Origin of the sequence: Hydrogenovibrio halophilus DSM 15072 (assembly GCF_000384235.1) — a bacterium.
Classification (GTDB): domain Bacteria; phylum Pseudomonadota; class Gammaproteobacteria; order Thiomicrospirales; family Thiomicrospiraceae; genus Hydrogenovibrio; species Hydrogenovibrio halophilus.
In genome coordinates this window covers 1,326,008-1,345,257 of sequence record NZ_KB913033.1, presented here as the reverse complement: position 1 = coordinate 1,345,257, position 19,250 = coordinate 1,326,008, and the positions used below count along the sequence as shown (strand labels likewise).

At 55.9% G+C, this 19,250-nt stretch carries 17 protein-coding genes; 4 read left to right on the top strand and 13 right to left on the bottom strand.

All coding sequences use genetic code 11. The features are described from left to right. Positions 1-45 precede the first annotated feature (45 nt). Entirely contained in the window at positions 46-1,302 is a 1,257-nt protein-coding gene (locus A377_RS0106490) for a type II toxin-antitoxin system HipA family toxin (RefSeq protein WP_019895429.1), read from the bottom strand. After that, positions 1,299-1,601, bottom strand: coding sequence for a helix-turn-helix domain-containing protein (locus tag A377_RS0106485; protein WP_019895428.1), 303 nt, complete (start codon positions 1,599-1,601; stop codon positions 1,299-1,301). Before A377_RS0106485 ends, A377_RS0106490 begins: the two co-directional genes overlap by 4 nt. A 296-nt stretch (positions 1,602-1,897) precedes the next feature. Between A377_RS0106485 and A377_RS0106480 the strand changes: the two genes are divergently transcribed. Next, positions 1,898-4,039 (top strand): methyl-accepting chemotaxis protein, encoded by a 2,142-nt coding sequence (locus tag A377_RS0106480; RefSeq protein WP_019895427.1) that lies wholly within the window; start codon positions 1,898-1,900, stop codon positions 4,037-4,039. 97 nt (positions 4,040-4,136) lie between these two features. Continuing rightward, entirely contained in the window at positions 4,137-5,501 is a 1,365-nt protein-coding gene (locus A377_RS0106475) for an alanine/glycine:cation symporter family protein (RefSeq protein WP_019895426.1), read from the top strand. Here the strand turns inward: A377_RS0106475 and A377_RS0106470 are convergent. From A377_RS0106470 to sdhC, 5 genes are read right to left on the bottom strand one after another with little or no spacing between them, the layout of a single operon-like run. Continuing rightward, entirely contained in the window at positions 5,473-5,760 is a 288-nt protein-coding gene (locus A377_RS0106470) for a succinate dehydrogenase assembly factor 2 (RefSeq protein WP_019895425.1), read from the bottom strand. The genes A377_RS0106475 and A377_RS0106470 overlap by 29 nt on opposite strands. 3 nt (positions 5,761-5,763) lie before the next feature. Next, the gene (locus tag A377_RS0106465) at positions 5,764-6,480 is read right to left on the bottom strand and encodes a succinate dehydrogenase iron-sulfur subunit (protein ID WP_019895424.1); all 717 of its coding nucleotides are present in this window, start codon (positions 6,478-6,480) and stop codon (positions 5,764-5,766) included. 12 nt (positions 6,481-6,492) lie between these two features. Further along, positions 6,493-8,337, bottom strand: a complete 1,845-nt coding sequence (sdhA, locus tag A377_RS0106460; RefSeq protein WP_019895423.1) for a succinate dehydrogenase flavoprotein subunit — start codon at positions 8,335-8,337, stop codon at positions 6,493-6,495. A 27-nt stretch (positions 8,338-8,364) separates the two neighbouring features. Further along, a complete protein-coding gene (gene sdhD, locus A377_RS12095) occupies positions 8,365-8,706 on the bottom strand; it encodes a succinate dehydrogenase, hydrophobic membrane anchor protein (RefSeq protein ID WP_051083148.1) in 342 nt (113 codons plus the stop codon). Then, positions 8,703-9,098 (bottom strand): succinate dehydrogenase, cytochrome b556 subunit, encoded by a 396-nt coding sequence (gene sdhC, locus A377_RS0106450; RefSeq protein ID WP_019895421.1) that lies wholly within the window; start codon positions 9,096-9,098, stop codon positions 8,703-8,705. The genes sdhD and sdhC overlap by 4 nt, the downstream gene beginning before the upstream one ends. Before the next feature lie 211 nt (positions 9,099-9,309). On the opposite strand from sdhC, the gene A377_RS0106445 reads away from it, so the two are divergent. Continuing rightward, positions 9,310-10,623, top strand: coding sequence for an ATP-binding protein (locus A377_RS0106445; protein WP_019895420.1), 1,314 nt, complete (start codon positions 9,310-9,312; stop codon positions 10,621-10,623). A 91-nt stretch (positions 10,624-10,714) separates the two neighbouring features. Beyond that, positions 10,715-12,406, top strand: coding sequence for an acetolactate synthase large subunit (locus A377_RS0106440; RefSeq protein WP_019895419.1), 1,692 nt, complete (start codon positions 10,715-10,717; stop codon positions 12,404-12,406). A gap of 1 nt (position 12,407) precedes the next feature. On the opposite strand, the gene A377_RS12090 is transcribed toward A377_RS0106440, so the two are convergent. The 6 genes from A377_RS12090 to A377_RS0106410 all read right to left on the bottom strand — a co-directional run bounded on the left by A377_RS12090 (position 12,408) and on the right by A377_RS0106410 (position 19,236). Continuing rightward, on the bottom strand, positions 12,408-13,499 hold the full coding sequence (locus tag A377_RS12090; RefSeq protein ID WP_019895416.1) for an ABC transporter ATP-binding protein: 1,092 nt from the start codon (positions 13,497-13,499) through the stop codon (positions 12,408-12,410). Next, positions 13,492-15,126 (bottom strand): ABC transporter permease, encoded by a 1,635-nt coding sequence (locus A377_RS0106430; protein WP_019895415.1) that lies wholly within the window; start codon positions 15,124-15,126, stop codon positions 13,492-13,494. The genes A377_RS12090 and A377_RS0106430 overlap by 8 nt, the downstream gene beginning before the upstream one ends. 21 nt (positions 15,127-15,147) lie before the next feature. Next, positions 15,148-16,176: a Fe(3+) ABC transporter substrate-binding protein gene (locus A377_RS0106425; RefSeq protein WP_028485323.1), complete on the bottom strand. Its 1,029-nt coding sequence runs from the start codon at positions 16,174-16,176 to the stop codon at positions 15,148-15,150. Between the two features lie 148 nt (positions 16,177-16,324). Then, entirely contained in the window at positions 16,325-17,125 is an 801-nt protein-coding gene (locus A377_RS0106420; RefSeq protein ID WP_019895413.1) for a M90 family metallopeptidase, read from the bottom strand. Between the two features lie 45 nt (positions 17,126-17,170). Continuing rightward, a complete protein-coding gene (locus A377_RS0106415; RefSeq protein WP_019895412.1) occupies positions 17,171-17,917 on the bottom strand; it encodes a slipin family protein in 747 nt (248 codons plus the stop codon). A 29-nt stretch (positions 17,918-17,946) separates the two neighbouring features. Further along, entirely contained in the window at positions 17,947-19,236 is a 1,290-nt protein-coding gene (locus A377_RS0106410; protein ID WP_019895411.1) for an NfeD family protein, read from the bottom strand. Positions 19,237-19,250 lie beyond the last annotated feature (14 nt).

The following is a 19,250-nucleotide window of genomic DNA, read 5'->3' as shown; positions in this document are numbered from 1 at the left end:
ATGACGTATGGAAGTAGATCAAGTAGATATTGTGCTGAAACCGTGTTATGAAAGGGACAACCGCTCTGCCATAAACGCGGGGGCCATGCTTTCTTGCTGTTGCCGACTGATTTTTAGCTTTTCGGCAATGGTCGGCCACTGATCAACGGCGTCAATAACCTGTCGATAAATGGTTTCTGCCGTTGCCTGGTTCAACTGAAAATAATCAATCACTGAAAAAGCCAGTTCAAAATCCAGGCGATTGTCCACATCATCAATATTCAAATGCAGACCGACCCCTTCGACCACAGGGTTTATGTCGAACGCAGGCGAAAGAATCCAGCCTTTTGGGGTATGGATAAAGCCGTGATTTCTAAGATGGTCGTCCGTGTTGGACACCGCAATATAAAAGACAATCCGCCGCCATAACTGCGCCAAGTCTTCCTTGGTGTTTGCGCCATGCTGTATCAAAAACTCAGCTAATTCCAAATAGCTGGCGCCGGCTTCGCCATCAAAATATCCGAGCTGTGTCATGGCGGATGAAAAATGCAGGCGCTGCCCAGCAACGCGATCAAAACGTTGTGTCAGAAATGTATGCTGTTCGCTGTTCAAACGCGTCATTTTGCAAATCGCCATTTGAACACCGGCAGCCATTGCCAGCTTATACACCAGCATTTCCCACGCCGCGACATCGTGGTCGTCGTAACGACTGGGAAACTTGGCAATCCACAAATCTCTATTATCATCCATCACACTGGCTTTCGGTCTGGCTCCGCCCAATGACGAACCGGGAGAAATCAGCATATTCAGCCATTTTGAATAATCAGGTGATGTATCGATCCCGGGCTTTTCGACTTTTGAGGCCGCATTCTCTAAAGCTTGCAACGATTCCATGGGCGGGGCAGCCAGCTCTCGACTGTCATCCAGAAAAGGGCCAGCCTCGTCCAACTTAAAGCGTAACGCTCCCATTCGATGAACATCATGCACACCAAGCAGGTAATCGGTTTCCATCAGCTTTTTTGGCTTTCTACTTTCCTGACGGGCATGGATGGCCTCTCTGCGTTGCATAATCAAACGCCCCCAGCGATCCGGACACGAGTCCAGAAATGCACGGAAATTTCGATCATTCTGACTGTGCTGCTCCCCATGAAAAAGCTTGAGATCCGGATCAATCTGTTGTGCGTAAGGCGAGGCCAACCAGTCCGGATCATAAGCAAAGCTGAAATGCTCGTCTCCACGCACAAGGTCTGCATGGAGCACACCGACCTTGTGCGGTGCATCCATGCCTTGCCAATGGGCGTAGACAAAAATGTTACGCCTCATGATGACTGACCTTTGAGCAGTTCAATATCCTGTAGTTTTCGTCCCAACTCATCGTCACTCGCCACTTTTGATAGATCGTCCGCCAAGCCCAATACAGCCAAGACCTGAAGATAATGTCCAATGGACACAGAACCTTCACCGCGCTCAATTTTTCTAAGCGTTGGTTTCGACAGGCCGGTCCGTTCGGACATCTGCGTTTGTGTCAATTTTCGACGTTTGGTCGCCAGCCGAATGTTCTCACCCAGTTGCGTCAAAATCGCTTTTTGCTTTGGAAACAAGGTTGCTGATCGCTTATCCACTGTATTGCCAGCCTGCTCATTGAATTGTGGATACGATTTTACAACAACACGACATGGAGTGAAACTATAGATTCACTTTTAATCAATATGTGAAACCATAGTTTTCACATATTGCCTCTACCCCTGACCATCAAGCATTTCACGCCCACTGATTTTTAACCAGGCCTGGTCAAAAACACTTCGCAGGTTTTCGCATGTGATTTTTCTGTGACTTGGCCCGGCCTTTGCTTTGCTTTCAAAAACACCACAAAAGTGTGGTTTTTATGACAATTCCGCGAAGTGGCAGGAACGAAACCATGAGCCAAAGCACAAACGAACACGAATATAAATTAGGCGATCACAAGGCCATTATTACCCGCACAGACAAGGTGGGTACCATCAACCGGGTCAACCCGGATTTTGAGAAAGCCTCCGGCTATGAGTCCGATGAATTGCTGGGCAACCCGCATAATATGGTTCGCCACCCGTTTATGCCCAAAGAGGCGTTTCGTGATTTCTGGACGACACTGAAGGCTGGGAAATTCTGGCGCGGTCTGGTCAAAAATCGTCGAAAGAATGGCGATTACTATTGGGTCAAAGCCACCGCTGTGCCGATCAAAAACGGTTATCTGTCTTTTCGGGTACAACCTTCCGAAGCGGAAATTCGTGCCGCCGAACGTTTGTATGCGCGAATGAATCGAGAAAACGACGTGACTCTGGAGCAGGGACGCGTGGTACCCAATGGTGTCAAAGGTCGGTTCTGGCATTGGGGCCAGAAACTGTCTGCCCTGCCGCTCAAAACCAAAATCTTTTTCCCACTGATTCTCATCTGGCTTCTGGTGCTGGCGTTGCTGTGGCAACAGGGGCTGACGCTGCGTGATCAGGTGATTGTCGAGGCGGGCAAGGCGGCGGCCAAATCCAGTATTCAAAACGCGCAGAACGCGCGCCAGTTTTATTCAGAGCATGTGATTCCGGTGGGCCAGAAAGCGGGCGTTGGCATCAGCCATGAGCAGGACGGCCTGAGCTTGCCGCTGCCCGCCAGCTTTATGCGCGCGCTGGGCAATATGGGCGACAACGGCGGTCAACTGCGCCTGTTCAGCCAGGACCCGTTCAATTTCCGAACCAAAGACGAAACCCGGCTGGATGCGTTTGAGCAGACCGCGCTGGAGGCTTTGAAGGCCGAACCCGAAACCCCGTTTTACCAGATTGAACAACAGCAGGGCGAGCCGGTGTTTCGCTATGCGGTGGCCGACATCATGAGCGATCAGTCGTGTGTCACCTGCCACAACAGCCACCCGGATTCGCCCAAAACCGACTGGCAGCTGGGTGACGTGCGCGGCGCGCTGGAAGTGTCGGTGCCACTGAGCAAAGTGGCCAGCACCATTACCCATCATTTCTGGATCGTTCAGGGCGCAATGCTGGTATTGATCGGCGCGTCACTGATTGCGGTCTGGTTCCTGGCCACGGGTCTGTCCCGACGGCTGGAAAGTTCGGTGGCCGTGGCCGAGCGCATGGCCGAAGGCGATCTGGACTTTGAAACCCCGGTGATGGCGCAGGACGAGTCCGGACGCATGATGAATGCGCTGACCAAGTTGCAGACCCGTTTGCGGGAACTGATTTATGATCTGGGATACGATGCCCAGCATCTGAGCGATGCGGCCCGCAATCTGGATGAGCAAAGCGATACGGTCACCCAGACGGCGGTCAACCAGAAGGCCGCCACCGAAAACGTGGCCGTGGCGGTGGAAGAACTGACCCGGGCCATGGAGCAGATTTCGGATCAATCCGATCAGGTGCATCATCTGGCCGAAGATTCCCGCAACGCGGCCGTGGAAAGCTCACGGACCGTGCACAAGTCGGCCGACAGTTTAAACGAAATGGCCCAGCGCGTGTCCAACGCCACCGAAAACTTTGATCAGCTCAAAACCATGTCGCAGGATGTGGGCGGCATTGTGAACACCATCGAAGACATTGCCGAACAGACCAACCTGCTGGCGTTGAATGCGGCGATCGAAGCGGCCCGCGCCGGCGAACACGGTCGAGGCTTTGCGGTGGTGGCCGACGAAGTGCGTGGCCTGTCGCAGCGTACCTCGCAATCCACCGAAGAAATTTCCAAAGTGATCGGTCACATTCAGACCATGATCGGCAAAGTGGGCGACGACATGCAAACCAGCATTGAGCAGATGCAACAGGGCGTGGATCTGGCTCACACGGCAGGCGATGCGGTCGCGGATCTGGAAAGCAAATCGCAGGATGTGACCCGCGCCATCGAACAGATTCAGAGCTTTTTGAAAGAGCACGAACAGGCGGTCTCCATGATCGGCGACAAGGTCGAACAGATCACACACGAAGCCAATCAGGTGGTCAAAGGCAATGAGTCGGTCAACGAATCGGGCGAGCGCTTGAACCAGATGTCCAAAGACGTGGAAAACTATTCGCGCCAGTTCAAGGTGATCTGACGTTCAAAGACATCACACTTAACCCACGTTCGCATTCCAACGAACGGCAAAAACCGTTAGCATACAGGCTTGAATCACTCATCATTCAGGCCATGCCATGCAAACCCTGTCACAATTTCTGCAAGACGCCGTTGGCTTTATCTGGGGCCCGCCCATGCTGGTGCTGCTGGTCGGTGGTGGCCTCTGGCTGACCTTGCAGGGGCGTTTCTATCCGTTCCGTTATGCGCGCCATTCACTGGCGGTGCTCACCGGGCGCTATGACCGCCCCAATGCCGCGGGGGACATTTCCCATCGTCAGGCCCTGTCAGCGGCTTTGGCCGGGACACTGGGGCTGGGCAATCTGGCCGGGGTCGCTCTGGCTTTGTCGGCCGGCGGCCCGGGCGCGATTTTCTGGATGTGGCTGTCGGCACTGGTGGGCATTTCCACCAAATTCTTTACCGGCTCTCTGGCGGTCATGTACCGCGGTCATGACTCCAATGGGCAACTGCAAGGCGGCCCCATGTACGTCATCGAACAGGGGTTGGGACGCCAATGGAAACCGCTGGCGGTGTTTTTTGCCATCGCCGGTTTGCTCGGCACCCTGCCCGCTTTTCAGATCAATCAGCTGAGCCAGGTCATTACCAGCCAACTCCCGCTCGCACCGTCTTCGCAACCGGACCTGATCTGGCAAAGCCTTCTGGGCCTGATGCTGGTGGGACTGGTCGCCAGCGTGATCTGGGGCGGGCTGCAACGACTGGCCAGAGTGGCGGTCACATTGGTGCCGGCCATGGTGGCGCTGTATCTGCTGATGACGGTCAGTGTGCTGGCGCAATTTGTGGGCGAGTTACCGGGCATTGTCATGACCATTTTTGACCAGGCCTGGTCACCCGATGCGATGTATGGCGGGCTGTTGGGGGTGATGATCGTTGGCATCAGTCGCGGCGCCTTTTCCAATGAAGCCGGGATCGGCACCGAAGTGATGGCGCACGGCGCGGCCAAAACCGACGAACCGATCCGCGAAGGACTGGTCGCCAGCTTGGGGCCGGTGATCGATACCCTGATCATCTGCACCGCCACCGCACTGGTGATCCTGGCCACCGGCGTGCTCACCCCCGACACCGAACTCAGTGGCATTGACCTGACCCTGAGCGCATTTGGCGAAGGCATCGGCGTATTCGGCACCATGGGCGTGTCGCTGATGGTGGTGGTTTTGAGCCTCACCACCGTGTTTACCTTCTGGTACTACGGTCACAAATGTTTTGGTTATCTGTTCGGCGCAGACAAAGCGGCCATTTTTAAATACTTTTACCTGACCACAGTCTTTCTGGGCGCGGTGCTGTCGATTGAAATCGTATTCTACTTCCTCATCGGTTTTTACGGCCTGATGGCCATCCCCACCATGACCGCCACCCTGCTGCTCGCCCCAAGAGTACGAACTGAAGCCAAACGCTACTTCAACGATCGGTCAAATACACCGCCCTGATCTTTTCAATCAAGTCTTGCCAGTCGTCGGGAGCGGTGTCGGGACGCAGGCACCATTGCATTAAATCCTGATCATTGGTTTGCAGCAGTTGTTCGAACTGGGTCAGGGTTTTGTCCAGGGCTGGGTGGCTGAGAGCGCCTGTCTGGGCCTGTTGGCGCAAATCCTGCCAGTAGGCGAGCAACAGGGCTTCGGTCTCGGCATTGCCGCGCCGACAGGCCAGCTTGAGCATTTTGATCCGTTCCAAATGGCTGAGCGCCATCCCTCAGTCCACTTGCTTTTTGAGCATCAGGGATTTGAGCTCGTTGATGGCCTGGCTGGGGTTGAGGCCTTTGGGACAACTGGCGGTGCAGTTCTGGATATTGCGACAGCGGAAGGTTTTGTAAACGTCGTCGAGTTTTTCCAGCCGGTCGCGGGTGGTGATGTCGCGGCTGTCGACCACAAAACGCCGTGCCGCCAACAGAGCCGCCGGGCCGTGAAACTGATCCGGGTTCCACCAGAAAGACGGGCAACTGGTGGCACAACAGCCACACAGGATGCATTCGTAACTGCCGTCCAGACGCTCACGTTCTTCCGGGCTTTGCAGCAACTCGTGATCGAGATCGATGGTCTGATTGGGCTGGGTCGGCTGCAAGTAGGGATCGACCGCTTCGTACTGCTGGTAAAACAAATCCATGTCGATCACCAGATCGCGGATCACCGGCAGACCGGGCATGGGGCGGATCACCACCGGCGCTTTCAGGGTTCTGACCCGGGTGATGCAGCTTAAAACGTTCTGCCCGTTCACATTCATGCCATCGGAACCGCACACGCCTTCTTTGCAGGAGCTGCGGAAAGTCAGGGTCGGGTCCTGTTCGCGCAGCAACTCCAGCGCCCCGAGCAGCATCATGTCGTCGGTGACCTGCGCCTCGTCCAGCTCAAAGGTCTGCATAAAGGGCTCGGCATCCGTCTGGGGCTGGTAACGATAAATGGAAAATTGCATAGGCGATCTCGGTTAATAAACGCGGGCTTTGGGTTCAAACCCGTCCACCGTCAGCGGTGTCAGGTTGACCGGTTTGTAGGTCAGGGCATGGTCTTGCCGAAAATACAGACTGTGTTTTAACCAGGCCTGGTCATTTCGCTCCGGGTAATCCATGCGCGAATGGGCGCCGCGGCTTTCGGTACGGGCTCTGGCCGAATGCGCGGTGGCAAACGCCAGCGTCATCAGGTTTTCCAGTTCCATCGCTTCCAGCCGCTCCAGGTTGAACGCCAGCCCGGCGTCCTGAAGCGTGACCCGGTGCAGACGTTGCTGCAAGTTGTTCAAGGTATCGCACAACTCGGACAAGGTCTGTTCGGTCCGAAACACGCCGCAGTCACGCTGCATCACCGCCTGCAAATCCCGACGAATCGCGGCGATGCTGTCATCATCGGATGGCTCGTTTGCGTCGGGTTTTTCCGCCTGAACCGCTTGCGTCCAATGCGCCAGACGCTGCACCACGGGCGTCAGTTCCAGTTCCGGGTCAAAAAAGTCGCTGGCCTTGTGCTCGGCCAGTGTGGCTTGCAGATGCCGCGCCGCCGCACGACCGAACACCACGATGTCCAGCAATGAATTACCGCCCAGACGATTGGCCCCATGCACCGACACGCAGGCGCATTCGCCAATCGCATAAAGCCCGTCAACCGGCGTGGGTTCGCCCGCCGCCGTCTGGGTCAAAACCTGACCGTGAAAATTGGTAGGGATGCCGCCCATCATATAGTGCGCGGTCGGATACACCGGAATCGGGCTGTCACACATGTCCAGCCCCAGAAAGGTGAGCGCGATGTCACGAATGCCGGGCAGGCGCTTTTTGATCACCTCCTCGTCCAGATGGGTCAGATCCAGCAGCACATGATCTTTTTTCAGCCCGCAGCCACGGCCTTCCTTGACCTCCACCGCAATCGCCCGGGCGACCACGTCACGCGAAGCCAGGTCTTTGACATTGGGCGCATAGTCCACCATAAAGGCTTTGCCATCGCCATTGCGGAGCAAACCGCCCTCGCCCCGCGCGGCTTCGGACAGCAACATGCCTTTGCCCGCCACGCCGGTGGGGTGAAACTGCCAGAACTCCATGTCCTGCAACGGCAACCCGGCACGCAGCACCATGGACAGCCCGTCGCCGGTATTGATTTTGGCATTGGTGTTGGTTTCAAACAACTGACAGGCCCCGCCGGTGGCCAACACCACCGAACGCGCCCGCAACAGTCGGGTCTCTCCGCTGGCAATGTCCAAAATCACCAGGCCTGCTATCTGACCGGTGGTGTCCTTGACCAGATCGATGGCAAAGGCTTCGTTGAAAAAGGTGGTACCAGCGCGCAGGTTCTGCTGATACAGGGTGTGCAAAATGGCGTGGCCGGTGCGGTCGGCGGCGGCGCAGGTGCGCGTGGCCTGAGACGCGCCAAAGTCCTGACTTTGTCCGCCAAAGGGACGTTGGTAGATTTTACCGGCGTCGGTGCGCGAAAACGGCACCCCGAAATGCTCGAGTTCCCGGACGATTTCGGTCGCCTCGCGACACATGAATTCAATCGCGTCCTGGTCGCCCAGATAATCGCTGCCTTTGACGGTGTCGTACATGTGCCAGTGCCAGTTGTCGTCGCTGACATTGCCCAGCGCGGCGTTGATGCCGCCTTGCGCGGCCACAGTGTGCGAACGCGTCGGAAACACCTTGGACACCACCGCCACTTTCTGCTCGCTTTGCGCCAACTGCAGGGCCGAACGCAGCCCGGCGCCGCCAGCGCCCACAATCACCGCATCAAAATGATACAGGTCCCACTGACCCGGGTCACTCAAGCGCGATGATTCATTGTCCGTTTGCGTTGTCATAGCGCTCCCAAATGCCCATTCAAAAGGTTAAGCCTGCACCAATACCGACCAGGCCGTGTAAATCGCAAAACCAAGCCAGACACCCAGCCCGGCTCCCAGCGCCAACAACGCCACGCCCACGCTTGAGCGCGGCAGATAATCCAGCAGAATATCACGCACACCCACCCAGGCATGCACCGCAATCAACCCCAGGGTGATCAGCGTCGCCACCCAAAACAAAGGCTGTGCCAGTACGGCCATCAACTGCGCATGCTGGGTAATCGTTTGATTGGCCAGATACAGTCCGGCCAGTGGAAAATACATCAGCAGCCAGAACGCGCTCAAACGCTGCCACAAATGGGCCTTGAGCCCCGTCAACAATCGGCTCATACCCAGACTCCCCACAGAATCAGCACCGTGCCCACCGCAAATGCGCCCATCGTGCCTACCGCCGAGCGCTGCCCCATTTGCGCGTTGGTTTGCAGGCCAAACGCATTGTGCTCGAGCAATAAATGCCGCAATCCGGTCAGCCAATGCCACCACAGGCTCAATGCCAGCAGGCTCCAGCCGATTTTGGCCAAAGGCGTCGTCGCCAGCGCCATCAACGCCTCAAAACGCGGCGGTTGCAACACCAGCGCCACGCCCCAGACAAAGGCGAGCAACCCAAACACGACCATGGACACACCCGAAATACGGTGCAAAATCGACAGAATCGCATTGAGCGGAAAACGAAACGCCAGCAAATTGCGATTGATCGGGCGCTTGCCCGGAAACTGATACATTCGTTGTCCTTCATTCCATAACAAGGCAGTCAACTTGACCGTCTATGATGAATTTATCTTACGCCAAGCCGAACCGCGTCTCAATCAAAATCGAAAACAACCGCTCCCAAGAAAACCTAAAAAAGCGCACAAAAATGCATATATTCACTTTTTTACGCGCGTAAAAGTGTAAAATGATCGCATTAATCGTTTAAGTCACGGCCAATAAACCATGAAACGACAGCTGCTTGATCAACTGATTGCCTGGAAAGAGCAACCCACTCGCAAACCTTTGCTGATTGATGGCGCTCGCCAAACCGGAAAAACGTATCTGCTCAAGGAATTACTGGGGCGGGAATTTGAAGATGTCCTGCATCTGGATTTTCTGGAAAATCCAGGGCTGGGAGACATCTTTGCCGACTCGTTGGATCCGGAAGACATCATCACAAACATAGAACTGTTTACCGGTCGGTTGTTCAACCCTGAAACCCACCTGTTGATTCTGGATGAAATTGGCGAGTGCCAGAGAGCGGTAACATCGCTGAAATATTTTGCCGAAAAAGCCCCTGGCCTGTTTGTCGCGGCCAGTGGTTCCAATATTGGTTTGCTCAAATCATTCCCAGTGGGAAAGGTGGCACAATACAATTTGCGACCGCTCACCTTTCGAGAATTTTTGTGGGCGTCGGGCGACCCAATGTTAATCAAGGCGTTTGAAACCCAATCGCGCAGCAAAGTGGCTCATAAGGCCCTGCTGGATCAACTCACCGATTATTATTTTACGGGCGGCATGCCGGAAGCCGTTTGCCTATGGTTCCAAAAGGATGCGCATCGCCTGATAGAACGGATAGAAAACGTCACCACTTTTCATGCCAATCTCATCGAAGGCTACCTCCGGGATTTTGGCAAGTATGCTGGCAAAGTGAATGCGCAGTTGATTGAATCGGTGTTTACCAACATCCCCTCTCAGCTTTCTTCCATTGTGGACGGTTCGGTCAAGCGTTTTAAATTCAAAGGGGTGCATCCCAAAAAATCCCGTTATGGGGATTTTGAAAGTGCGATCCACTGGTTGCATCGTACCCGACTGGTGCTTTTGAACTATCCGATCGAAGGCATACCCAGATCGCCCCTGGCCGCCTACAAAAAAGAGAACAAAGTCAAACTGCTCATGCTTGATGTCGGATTGCTCAACCACATGCTGGGCAGTCACTACAAGGAAATCAAGCAACAAAGCTACGAATACAAAGGGTACCTGGCCGAAAACTTTGTACAGCAGGAATTTGCGGCCCAGGGCATTGAACCGAGTTTTTCCTGGCAGGATGCCAGAGCAGAAATCGAATTCATTTTAAGCAACGATCAGGGAGACCTGATCCCTGTGGAAGTGAAAAGTGGTCGACGCACGCGCGCGAAATCGCTGCAATCCTACAAGAACAAATGCCAGCCGAACAAAACCATTAAACTCGCAGCCACACAGGGCTCTTCCCCTGAAGAAACACAGCACATCGTCATGCCCCTGTACTTTGCTGAATTTGTGCCGGAAAAAATTTAAAGAGCGTCCTTTGAATGGCAGACGCCAGCCAAACCTGTTAGGATTTTATTGTAATTTAACGAATGCTCAAAAACCGTTTCAAGGAGCCCTCATGTCATCGCCCAGTCACCCTGCTCTGCAAAAAGCCTCCGACCTGTTTGTGCAAGCGCTGGAAGCCGAAGGCGTTGAATACATCTTTGGCATTCCCGGTGAAGAAAATCTGGACCTGCTCAACTCCCTGAAAGATTCCTCAATCAAGCTGGTCCTGACCCGACACGAACAGGCCGCAGGCTTTATGGCGGCGACCTATGGGCGTTTGACCGGCATGGCCGGCGTGTGCCTGTCGACCCTGGGACCGGGAGCCACCAATCTGGTCACGGCCGCGGCCTATGCCCAACTCGGCGGCATGCCGATGGTGATGATCACTGGGCAAAAGCCGATCAAAACCAGCAAACAGGGACAGTTTCAGATCATCGATGTGGTTGACATGATGCATCCGATCACCAAATACACCTGCCAGATTCACAGTGGCTACAACATTCCCTCACGCGTGCGGGAAGCCTTTCGTTCTGCCATGACCGAACGCCCCGGCGCCACACACATGGAGCTGCCGGAAGACATCGCCGCCGAAATCACCGATTCCCAGGTGATTGAGCAGGGCCTGCACCGCCGCCCGCTGGCCGAGGAAAAAGCCGTACGCACCGCCGTGCAAATGATCGAAAAAGCCAAACGCCCCTTAATTCTGATCGGAGCCGGGGCCAACCGCAAAACCGCCGGCAAGATGCTGCGTCAGTTCATCGACAAAACCGGGATTCCGTTTTTCACCACCCAGATGGGCAAAGGCGTGGTCGATGAGCGCCATCACCTGTATCTGGGCTGTGCCGCTCTGTCTGATCACGATTTCGTGCACTGCGCGCTGCGCGATACCGATCTGATCATCAATGTGGGCCATGACGTGATCGAAAAACCGCCATTTTTCATGCAGCACGGCGGTGCCAAAGTGATTCACATCAACTTTACCAATGCCGAAATCGATCCGGTTTACTTCCCTCAGGCCGAAGTGGTCGGCGACATCGGCAATGCCATCTACCAGATCAAAGAACGGATCGAACGCCAGATGCACTGGGATTTTGACTGCTTTATGCAAGCCAAACGCTACATCGACAAAGACATCGTCAAACACGCCGACGACGACCGTTTTCCCATGCTGCCCCAGCGAGTGGTCGCCGACATCCGCGGCTACATGCCCGACACCGGCATGATCGCCCTCGACAATGGCGTCTACAAAATCTGGTTTGCCCGCAACTATCTGGCCTATCACCACAACACCGTGCTGCTCGACAACGCCTTGGCCTCCATGGGCGCCGGGCTGCCTTCGGCGATTGCCGCCAAACTGGTGCATCCGGACCGCAAAGTCATGGCCATATGCGGCGATGGCGGCTTTATGATGAATTCTCAGGAAATGGAAACCGCCGTGCGCCTGAAACTGGATCTGGTGGTAATTGTGCTGAACGACAACGCCTTTGGCATGATCAAATGGAAACAGGCCAACATGGGCTTTGACGACTTCGGGCTGGATGTGGGCAATGCCAACTTTGTTGAATACGCGCAAAGCTATGGCGCACACGGCCATCGCATCAGCACCGCAGAAGAATTGCAGTCACGCATTGACGCTTGCTATGAAGCCGGTGGCGTCCACCTGATCGAAGTGCCGGTCGATTACAGCGACAACGACCGTATTTTGAATCACGAAATCAAAGAGCAGAGCCAGGCTGCCTGGCAGGCGATGCAGGAAGGCAAATAGACTACGGATCTACCAGAGTCAGGTCCTGCACCACCTCGTTTTCGAAATTGCGCTGATGGTGAAACACCACCGCATGATCCATTTCCAGACGAATGCCGATTTTGGTGCCGATGGGGTGATCGTGATGCGATTGACTCATGCACAGCACCAGTTCTTCATTGGGCAATTTCAAAGTGTAGAGAAAATGCGAGCCGCGAAAGGCTCGATTGACCACTTCCAACTGCCAGTCACTGTCGTCGTCGTGCAGGATGTCGTCCGGACGCACCAGCACCGACACGGCTTCTCCCGGTTGGGACCCCAGCGGCAGATGCGCCTTGAGCAGACCCAGCTCGGTGTGGACCAGATGACAGTCACAGACCGAGCCGGTAATCAGAACGCCTTGACCGATGAAGTCGGCAATGAAGGCATGATGCGGTTCGTGGTATAGATTATAGGGCGTGTCCCATTGCAGCAGACGTCCCTCCTGCATCACCCCGACCCGATCGGCCATGGCAAAGGCTTCGTTCTGGTTGTGAGTGACCATCAGCGCGGTCATGCCCTCTGATTTGAGAATGTGGCGCACTTCGCGCGCCAGGGATTCCCGCAACTCCACGTCCAGACCGGAAAAGGGTTCGTCCAACAGCAGCACAGCGGGTTTGGGGGCCAGCGCCCGAGCCAGTGCCACCCGTTGCTGTTGCCCACCGGAAAGCTGATGCGGATAACGCCGGCCACTGTCCGGCAGCCCGACCAAAGCCAACAGTTCCTGCACTCTCTGGTTGCGTTGATTTCCTTTCAGATCACGCAGGCCATAAGCCACATTGTCGGCCACGCTCAGGTGCGGGAACAGAGCGAAATCCTGAAACACCATGCCGATGTGACGTTTTTCCGGCGGTTTCTGAAAACCTGGGCGGGTCAGTTCTTCGCCCTCCAGCGTCACCGAACCGCTTTGCACCGATTGCAATCCGGCGATGCTGCGCAAGAGTGTGGTTTTGCCGCAACCACTGGGGCCCAGCAGACAGCCGATCTGGCCCGGATCGATGCGCAGATTCACATCTTTCAGAACCTTGTCGTCACCGTGGGCGACCGACAGCTGAGAAATCATCAGTTCATGCATGGGATTTTCCAATCAAGCGACTGAGGTACACCACCGGAATGATCCCGGTGATCACAATCAAAAGTGCTGGCAGTCCGGCATCGGCCAGACGTTCGTCCGCGGCCATTTCATAGGCACGGACCGCCAGCGTATTAAAATCAAAGGGGCGCAGTATCAGGGTCATGGGCAATTCTTTCAAGACCTCGACAAACACCAGAATAAAAGCGGTCAGCAAACTGGTGCGCAATAGCGGCAAGTGAATCCGTCCCAGAATTTCCACCGAACCGGCACCGAGCATGCGCGCCGATTCGTCCATGCTGGGTTTGACCCGGCTGAGTCCCGCATCCATGGTTTGCAGCGCCACCGAGAGAAAGCGGAACGCATAGGCAAACACCAGGGCAAACAACGTGCCCGAAAGCAACAGCCCAACCGACAGACCAAACTGGGCCTGCATCCAGTCATTGATGCGATGGTCCATCCAGGCAAACGGAATCATCACCGCCACCGCCAGCACCGTTCCAGGCACCGCATAACCCAGCATGGCCACCCGCACCGTGCCCCTTACCAGCGGATGCGCAAACAGGCGTTTGGCGTACGCCATCCAGGTCGCCAGCGCCACCACCACCAGACCGGCAATCAGCGCCAGGTAGAAACTGTTCCAGACCAACTGGGCAAACTCGGCGTTGAGTCGGGTTTCGGCCGTGGTCACGGCCCAATAAAGCAATTGCCCCGCCGGCACCAGAAACCCGAACACCACCGGTAACGCACACCAGCCCAGAGCCATCCAGGCCGACTTGCCCTGCAGACGCGGCAGATGCGCCGCCGACTTTGGGGTCGACAAGGAAAAGTAACGGGCCTGACGCCGTGACCAGAGCTCCACCGCCATCAGCGTCAGCACAAAGGCCAGCAACAGCAATGACAGATGCGCGGTGGTCACGGTATCGCCAAACCCGGTCCAGGTGCGGTAAATCCCGGTGGTAAAGGCGGCGACGCCAAAATGCTCCACCGTGCCAAAATCGGCCAGCGTTTCCATCAGCGCCAGCGTCAGCCCGGCAATGATCGCCGGACGTGCCATGGGCAAAGCCACCTGAAAAAAGCTGCGCACCGGCCCCGCCCCCAACAGACGGCTGGCGTCCATCGCCTGCTGACTGTGATTGGCAAAGGCTGCACGGCTGAGCAGGTACACATAAGGGTAAAGCACCAGCGAAAACATCACAATCGCCCCGCCGAGCGAGCGTATTTCCGGAAAAAACGCCCGCATCACTTCCAAGGGCACAAATTCGCGCAGACCGGTTTGCACCGGACCTTCGAACGCCAACAGGCCGGTATAGGTATAGGCAATGATATAAGCGGGCATGGCCATGGGCAACAACAACGCCCATTGCAACACCTGACGCCCGCGAAATTCGTACTGACTGACAAACCAGGCCGTGGGCACACCCAGCAGCAACGTACCGAAGCCCACCCCCAGCATCAGCCAGATGGAATTGCCCACATATTGCGGCAACAGGGTCTCAGACAAATGCGTCCAATTGGCATTTGTGGGCTCAAACACAAAACTGAAAAGCACCCACAGAGGGGTGCTCATCAAAATCACCAGCGCCAGGGTCAGCCAACCCCAGCGATTCAAGCGCAGGAAATGACGCATGGTCAGAAATGACTCATTCGATCAGCGCCATCCGGCCCGGTCCATGATCTGCAGCGCCTGAGTATTGAGTTCGCCCAGACGGCTCAGGTTCAAGGCATCGGACTCGAACTGACCCCAGTCTTTCAGAGTGTCGCTCCATGCGACCCCTTCAACAGCCGGGTATTCATGATTGACTTCGGCATACCAGGCCTGGGCTTCAGGCGACAACATGAAATCGACCAGTTTCAGTGCATTGGCTTTGTTGTCCGCCGCTTTGGTAATGGCAATGCCGCTCACATTCACGTGTGCGCCACGGTCATCCTGATTGGGCCAGAAAATGTCGATCTGAGCCGCCGCCTCTCTTTGGGCCGGGTCGGAACTGTGAATCATCTGACCCAGATAGTAGGTATTGACCACGGCAATGTCGCATTGTCCGGCTGCCACCGCCTTGACCTGATCGCGGTCGCCCCCGGCGGGTTTGCGCGCAAAGTTCTTCACCAGGCCTTTGGCCCATTCTTCCGTGGCTTCCGCCCCCTTGTGCGCGATCATCGACGCCACCAGTGACTGGTTGTAAATGTTATTGGACGAGCGAATGCAAATGCGATTGCGCCATTTGTCATCGGCCAGGGCTTCATAGGTACTCAATTCAGAAGGGCCCACCCGGTCCTCGGCGTACACAATCACACGTGCCCGCGTGGTCAGCCCCAACCAGTAATGATCCTTGTCCTGCAAGTTGGCCGGTACTTGCTTTTGCAAAGCTTCGGTGATGGCTGGCTGCAACACGCCTGCCTGTTTCGCCCGGTGCAAACGTCCGGCATCGGTGGTAATCAGCACGTCCGCCGGGGTATTCTCGCCTTCGGTCTCCAGACGCTTGAGCAACGCATCGGCTTTGGAAGTGATCAGGTTGACTTCGATCCCGGTTGCCCGGCTGAACTCCTCCAGCAACGGCTTGATCAACTGCTCCTTGCGCGCCGAATAGACGTTGACTTCTTCCGCGGACGCGGTGGCCATATTCAGCGGCCAGGCCAACGCCACCCCCAACAACATTGTGACCGTGCGTGAAAATCTCATGGCTATCTCCTGTCGTATTTTCACTGTCTCAACCAGCACAAGACCAATGCCTCATGCGCCAAATCGAACAATGAAAAACATTGTAAATGCTAATTATTGGCATTTACAAGTCTTTTTTTGGGAGAAACTTGCGCAAACGCAAGAAAGGTCAAAATGACACTGGGTGGGGCAGTCGTTGACGGGGGTCCTGACGATAAAACGCGCTTAACTGCGCGTAAACGGCGGGTTCGTGCTGATGCAACGCGTGCGGTTGGCAGAAAAAGAACTCACTGGCCACGGCAAAAAATTCAGCGGGGTTTGTGGCCGCATAGGCATCCAGGGACAGATGCCGGGCGCCGTGTTCGACCCGTGTCTGCAAATTCTCAAACGCGCGTGAAAACGTCTCGGTCCATTCCGGGCGGGATTGGTCCGGGTGCAAAGGCGGCATGCCATTGGCGCGACCATTGCCCATGTCCAGTTTGTGGGCCATTTCATGAATCACCACGCTTCGGTGCGGATGACGGCGTTGCGCTTCGTGCTCAAGCGTCTGCCATTCCAGCACCAGAGGACCGTCCAGCCAGGCCTCGCCATCCAGCACAGCCCGCTCAGCCGTGACCACACCGGCTTCGTCCACCTGTTCGTGTTCGGCCCAGAAAGGCGCCGGATAAAGAATGATGTCGCGCCAGCCCTGCAATCGTTTCTCGTCCAGGTTCAGCCCCGGCAAACAGGCCTGGGCCGCAATCAAGGCCCGGTGCCAGTCGGTCAGAACCAGCGTTTCTTTGGGATGCCATACCTTGTCGTGCACAAACACACTGGCCAGTTCCCGTAATCGGGCCCGCTCGACCGCATCCAAGCCGACAAACATTGGCAAACGCATGATCTGCGCCCACAGACTGTGCCCGATCGCATAACGGCGCAGAAAACGCTGACGCCGCCAATGACGCCACGCCCGCCACGGATTTGAAAACATGCCTTTTTTACCAGGCCTGGTCAAAATCGCATCAACGCAGACCCATCAGGATTTAAACTGCCTGATCAGGTTTTCCATCATGTCCAGCGGAAACACGATGGTGTTGGAGCGGTCATTGGCGATTTCGGTCAGCGTTTGCATATAACGCAACTGCAATGCCTGCGGCTGTTGCGACAGAATTTCAGCCGCTTCCAGCAGTTTTTGCGAGGCCTGCATTTCGCCCTCGGCATGAATCACCTTGGCCCGGCGGGAACGCTCGGCTTCGGCCTGCTTGGCAATCGCGCGGATCATGCTCTCGTCCAAGTCCACATGCTTGATTTCCACATTGCTGACCTTGATCCCCCAGGCATCGGTCTGTTGATCCAGCGATGCCTGAATGTCGGCATTGAGCCGTTCGCGCTCGGACAGCATTTCATCCAACTCATGCTGACCCAACACCGAACGCAAGGTGGTCTGCGCCAACTGACTGATCGCATCGTGAAAAAACTCGACCTGAATGATCGCTTTTTCCGGGTCAATCACCCGAAAATACACCACGGCATTCACATGCACCGACACGTTGTCACGGGAAATCACATCCTGACTGGGCACATCCATCACCACGGTGCGCAGGTCCACTTTTTCCATCTGTTGAATCACTGGAATCAACAGAATCAACCCGGGGCCTTTGACTTTGTAGAACCGCCCCAGCATGAAAATCACCCCACGCTCATACTCGCGCAGAATCCGAATCGCGCTGGCCAAAAACAGCACCACCAGCACAATCAATGCAATCCAACCGTAATCCAACATATCGCCTCCTCATTGACTCTGTTCAAAGCCTATTTGTTTCGGGCCTGCGTTGTCACCTTTAACACTAACCCATCCAGCCCGGTCACGTTCAGTTTTTGGCCTTTTTTGACCGGCGAATCGGATTGCGCCTGCCAATGCTCGCCTTGCGCCAGTACCGAACCAGCCTGTTCAAAATCTTCCAATGCGACCACGGTGTCCCCCAGCAGACCTTCCTTGCCTGACACCTGCTGGCGCTGATAGGCTTTGGCCGCCATCCAGGCCACGCCCACCACCAGCAAAAGCGAAAGCAGGGTCATGGCCGCGATCAGGGAGCCATCAATGCCATAGCCGGGCGCCTGAATGTCCAGCAACAACACGGAACCGGTCGCCAGCGAGGCCACACCGCCCAATCCCAGCAGGCCAAAACTGGGCTGATAGGCTTCGGCCACCATAAACGCCAGTCCCAATGCGATCAACAACAACCCCGCCCAATTGACCGGCAGCCAGTTCAGACCATACAACGCCAACACCAGCGCCACCGCGCCGATGACACCGGAAAACACCACCCCCGGATTCAGAAATTCAAAGACCAGACCATAAAATCCGATCAATAACAGCACATACACCACATTCGGATGCGTGATCACACTCAGAAACTGCTCCTGCCAATCCGGGGTACGCTCAACCACCTGGGCCTGAGCGGTGTGCAGGGTCACGCTGCGACCGTTCACCTCCAGCGTTTGCCCATCCAGTGTTTGCAGCAGTTGCGCGCGTGACGCGGCGGCCAATTCAACCACGCCCTTTTCAAGCGCCTGCTCGGCGGTCAGACTGACGCCGTCGGTGATGGCTTTTTCGGCCCAGTCGGCATTGCGCCCACGCTGCTCGGCCAGCCCCCGAATCAGCGCCGCCGCGTCTTCCATCGCTTTGGTTTGTTTGGCCGAAGGGGTTTCTCCCTCGCCCAGAGACACCGGCGTGGCCGATCCCAAATGCGTGCCCGGTGCCATCGCCGCCAAATGACTGGCATACACCAGAAAGGTGCCGGCACTGGTGGCCCGGGCTCCACTGGGACCGACCCATACCACAACCGGCCGATCGGCGTTGGCAATGCTCTGCACCATGTCGCGCATTGAGGTACTCAATCCCCCGGGCGTATTGAGTTGAATCACACTCACATCAAACGCGTCATTCTGCGCAGTCCCCAGTGCTTCCTGCAGAAACGACTCCGAGCCGGGGTTGATGCTGCCTTCCAGCATGATCCACTGAACCCGCGAGGATTCGGCCAGGGCCAACGTCGTCCCCAATGCCCACAACAGCAAAATGCCCATCCAGCGCTTCATCATAAAATTCCCTTACA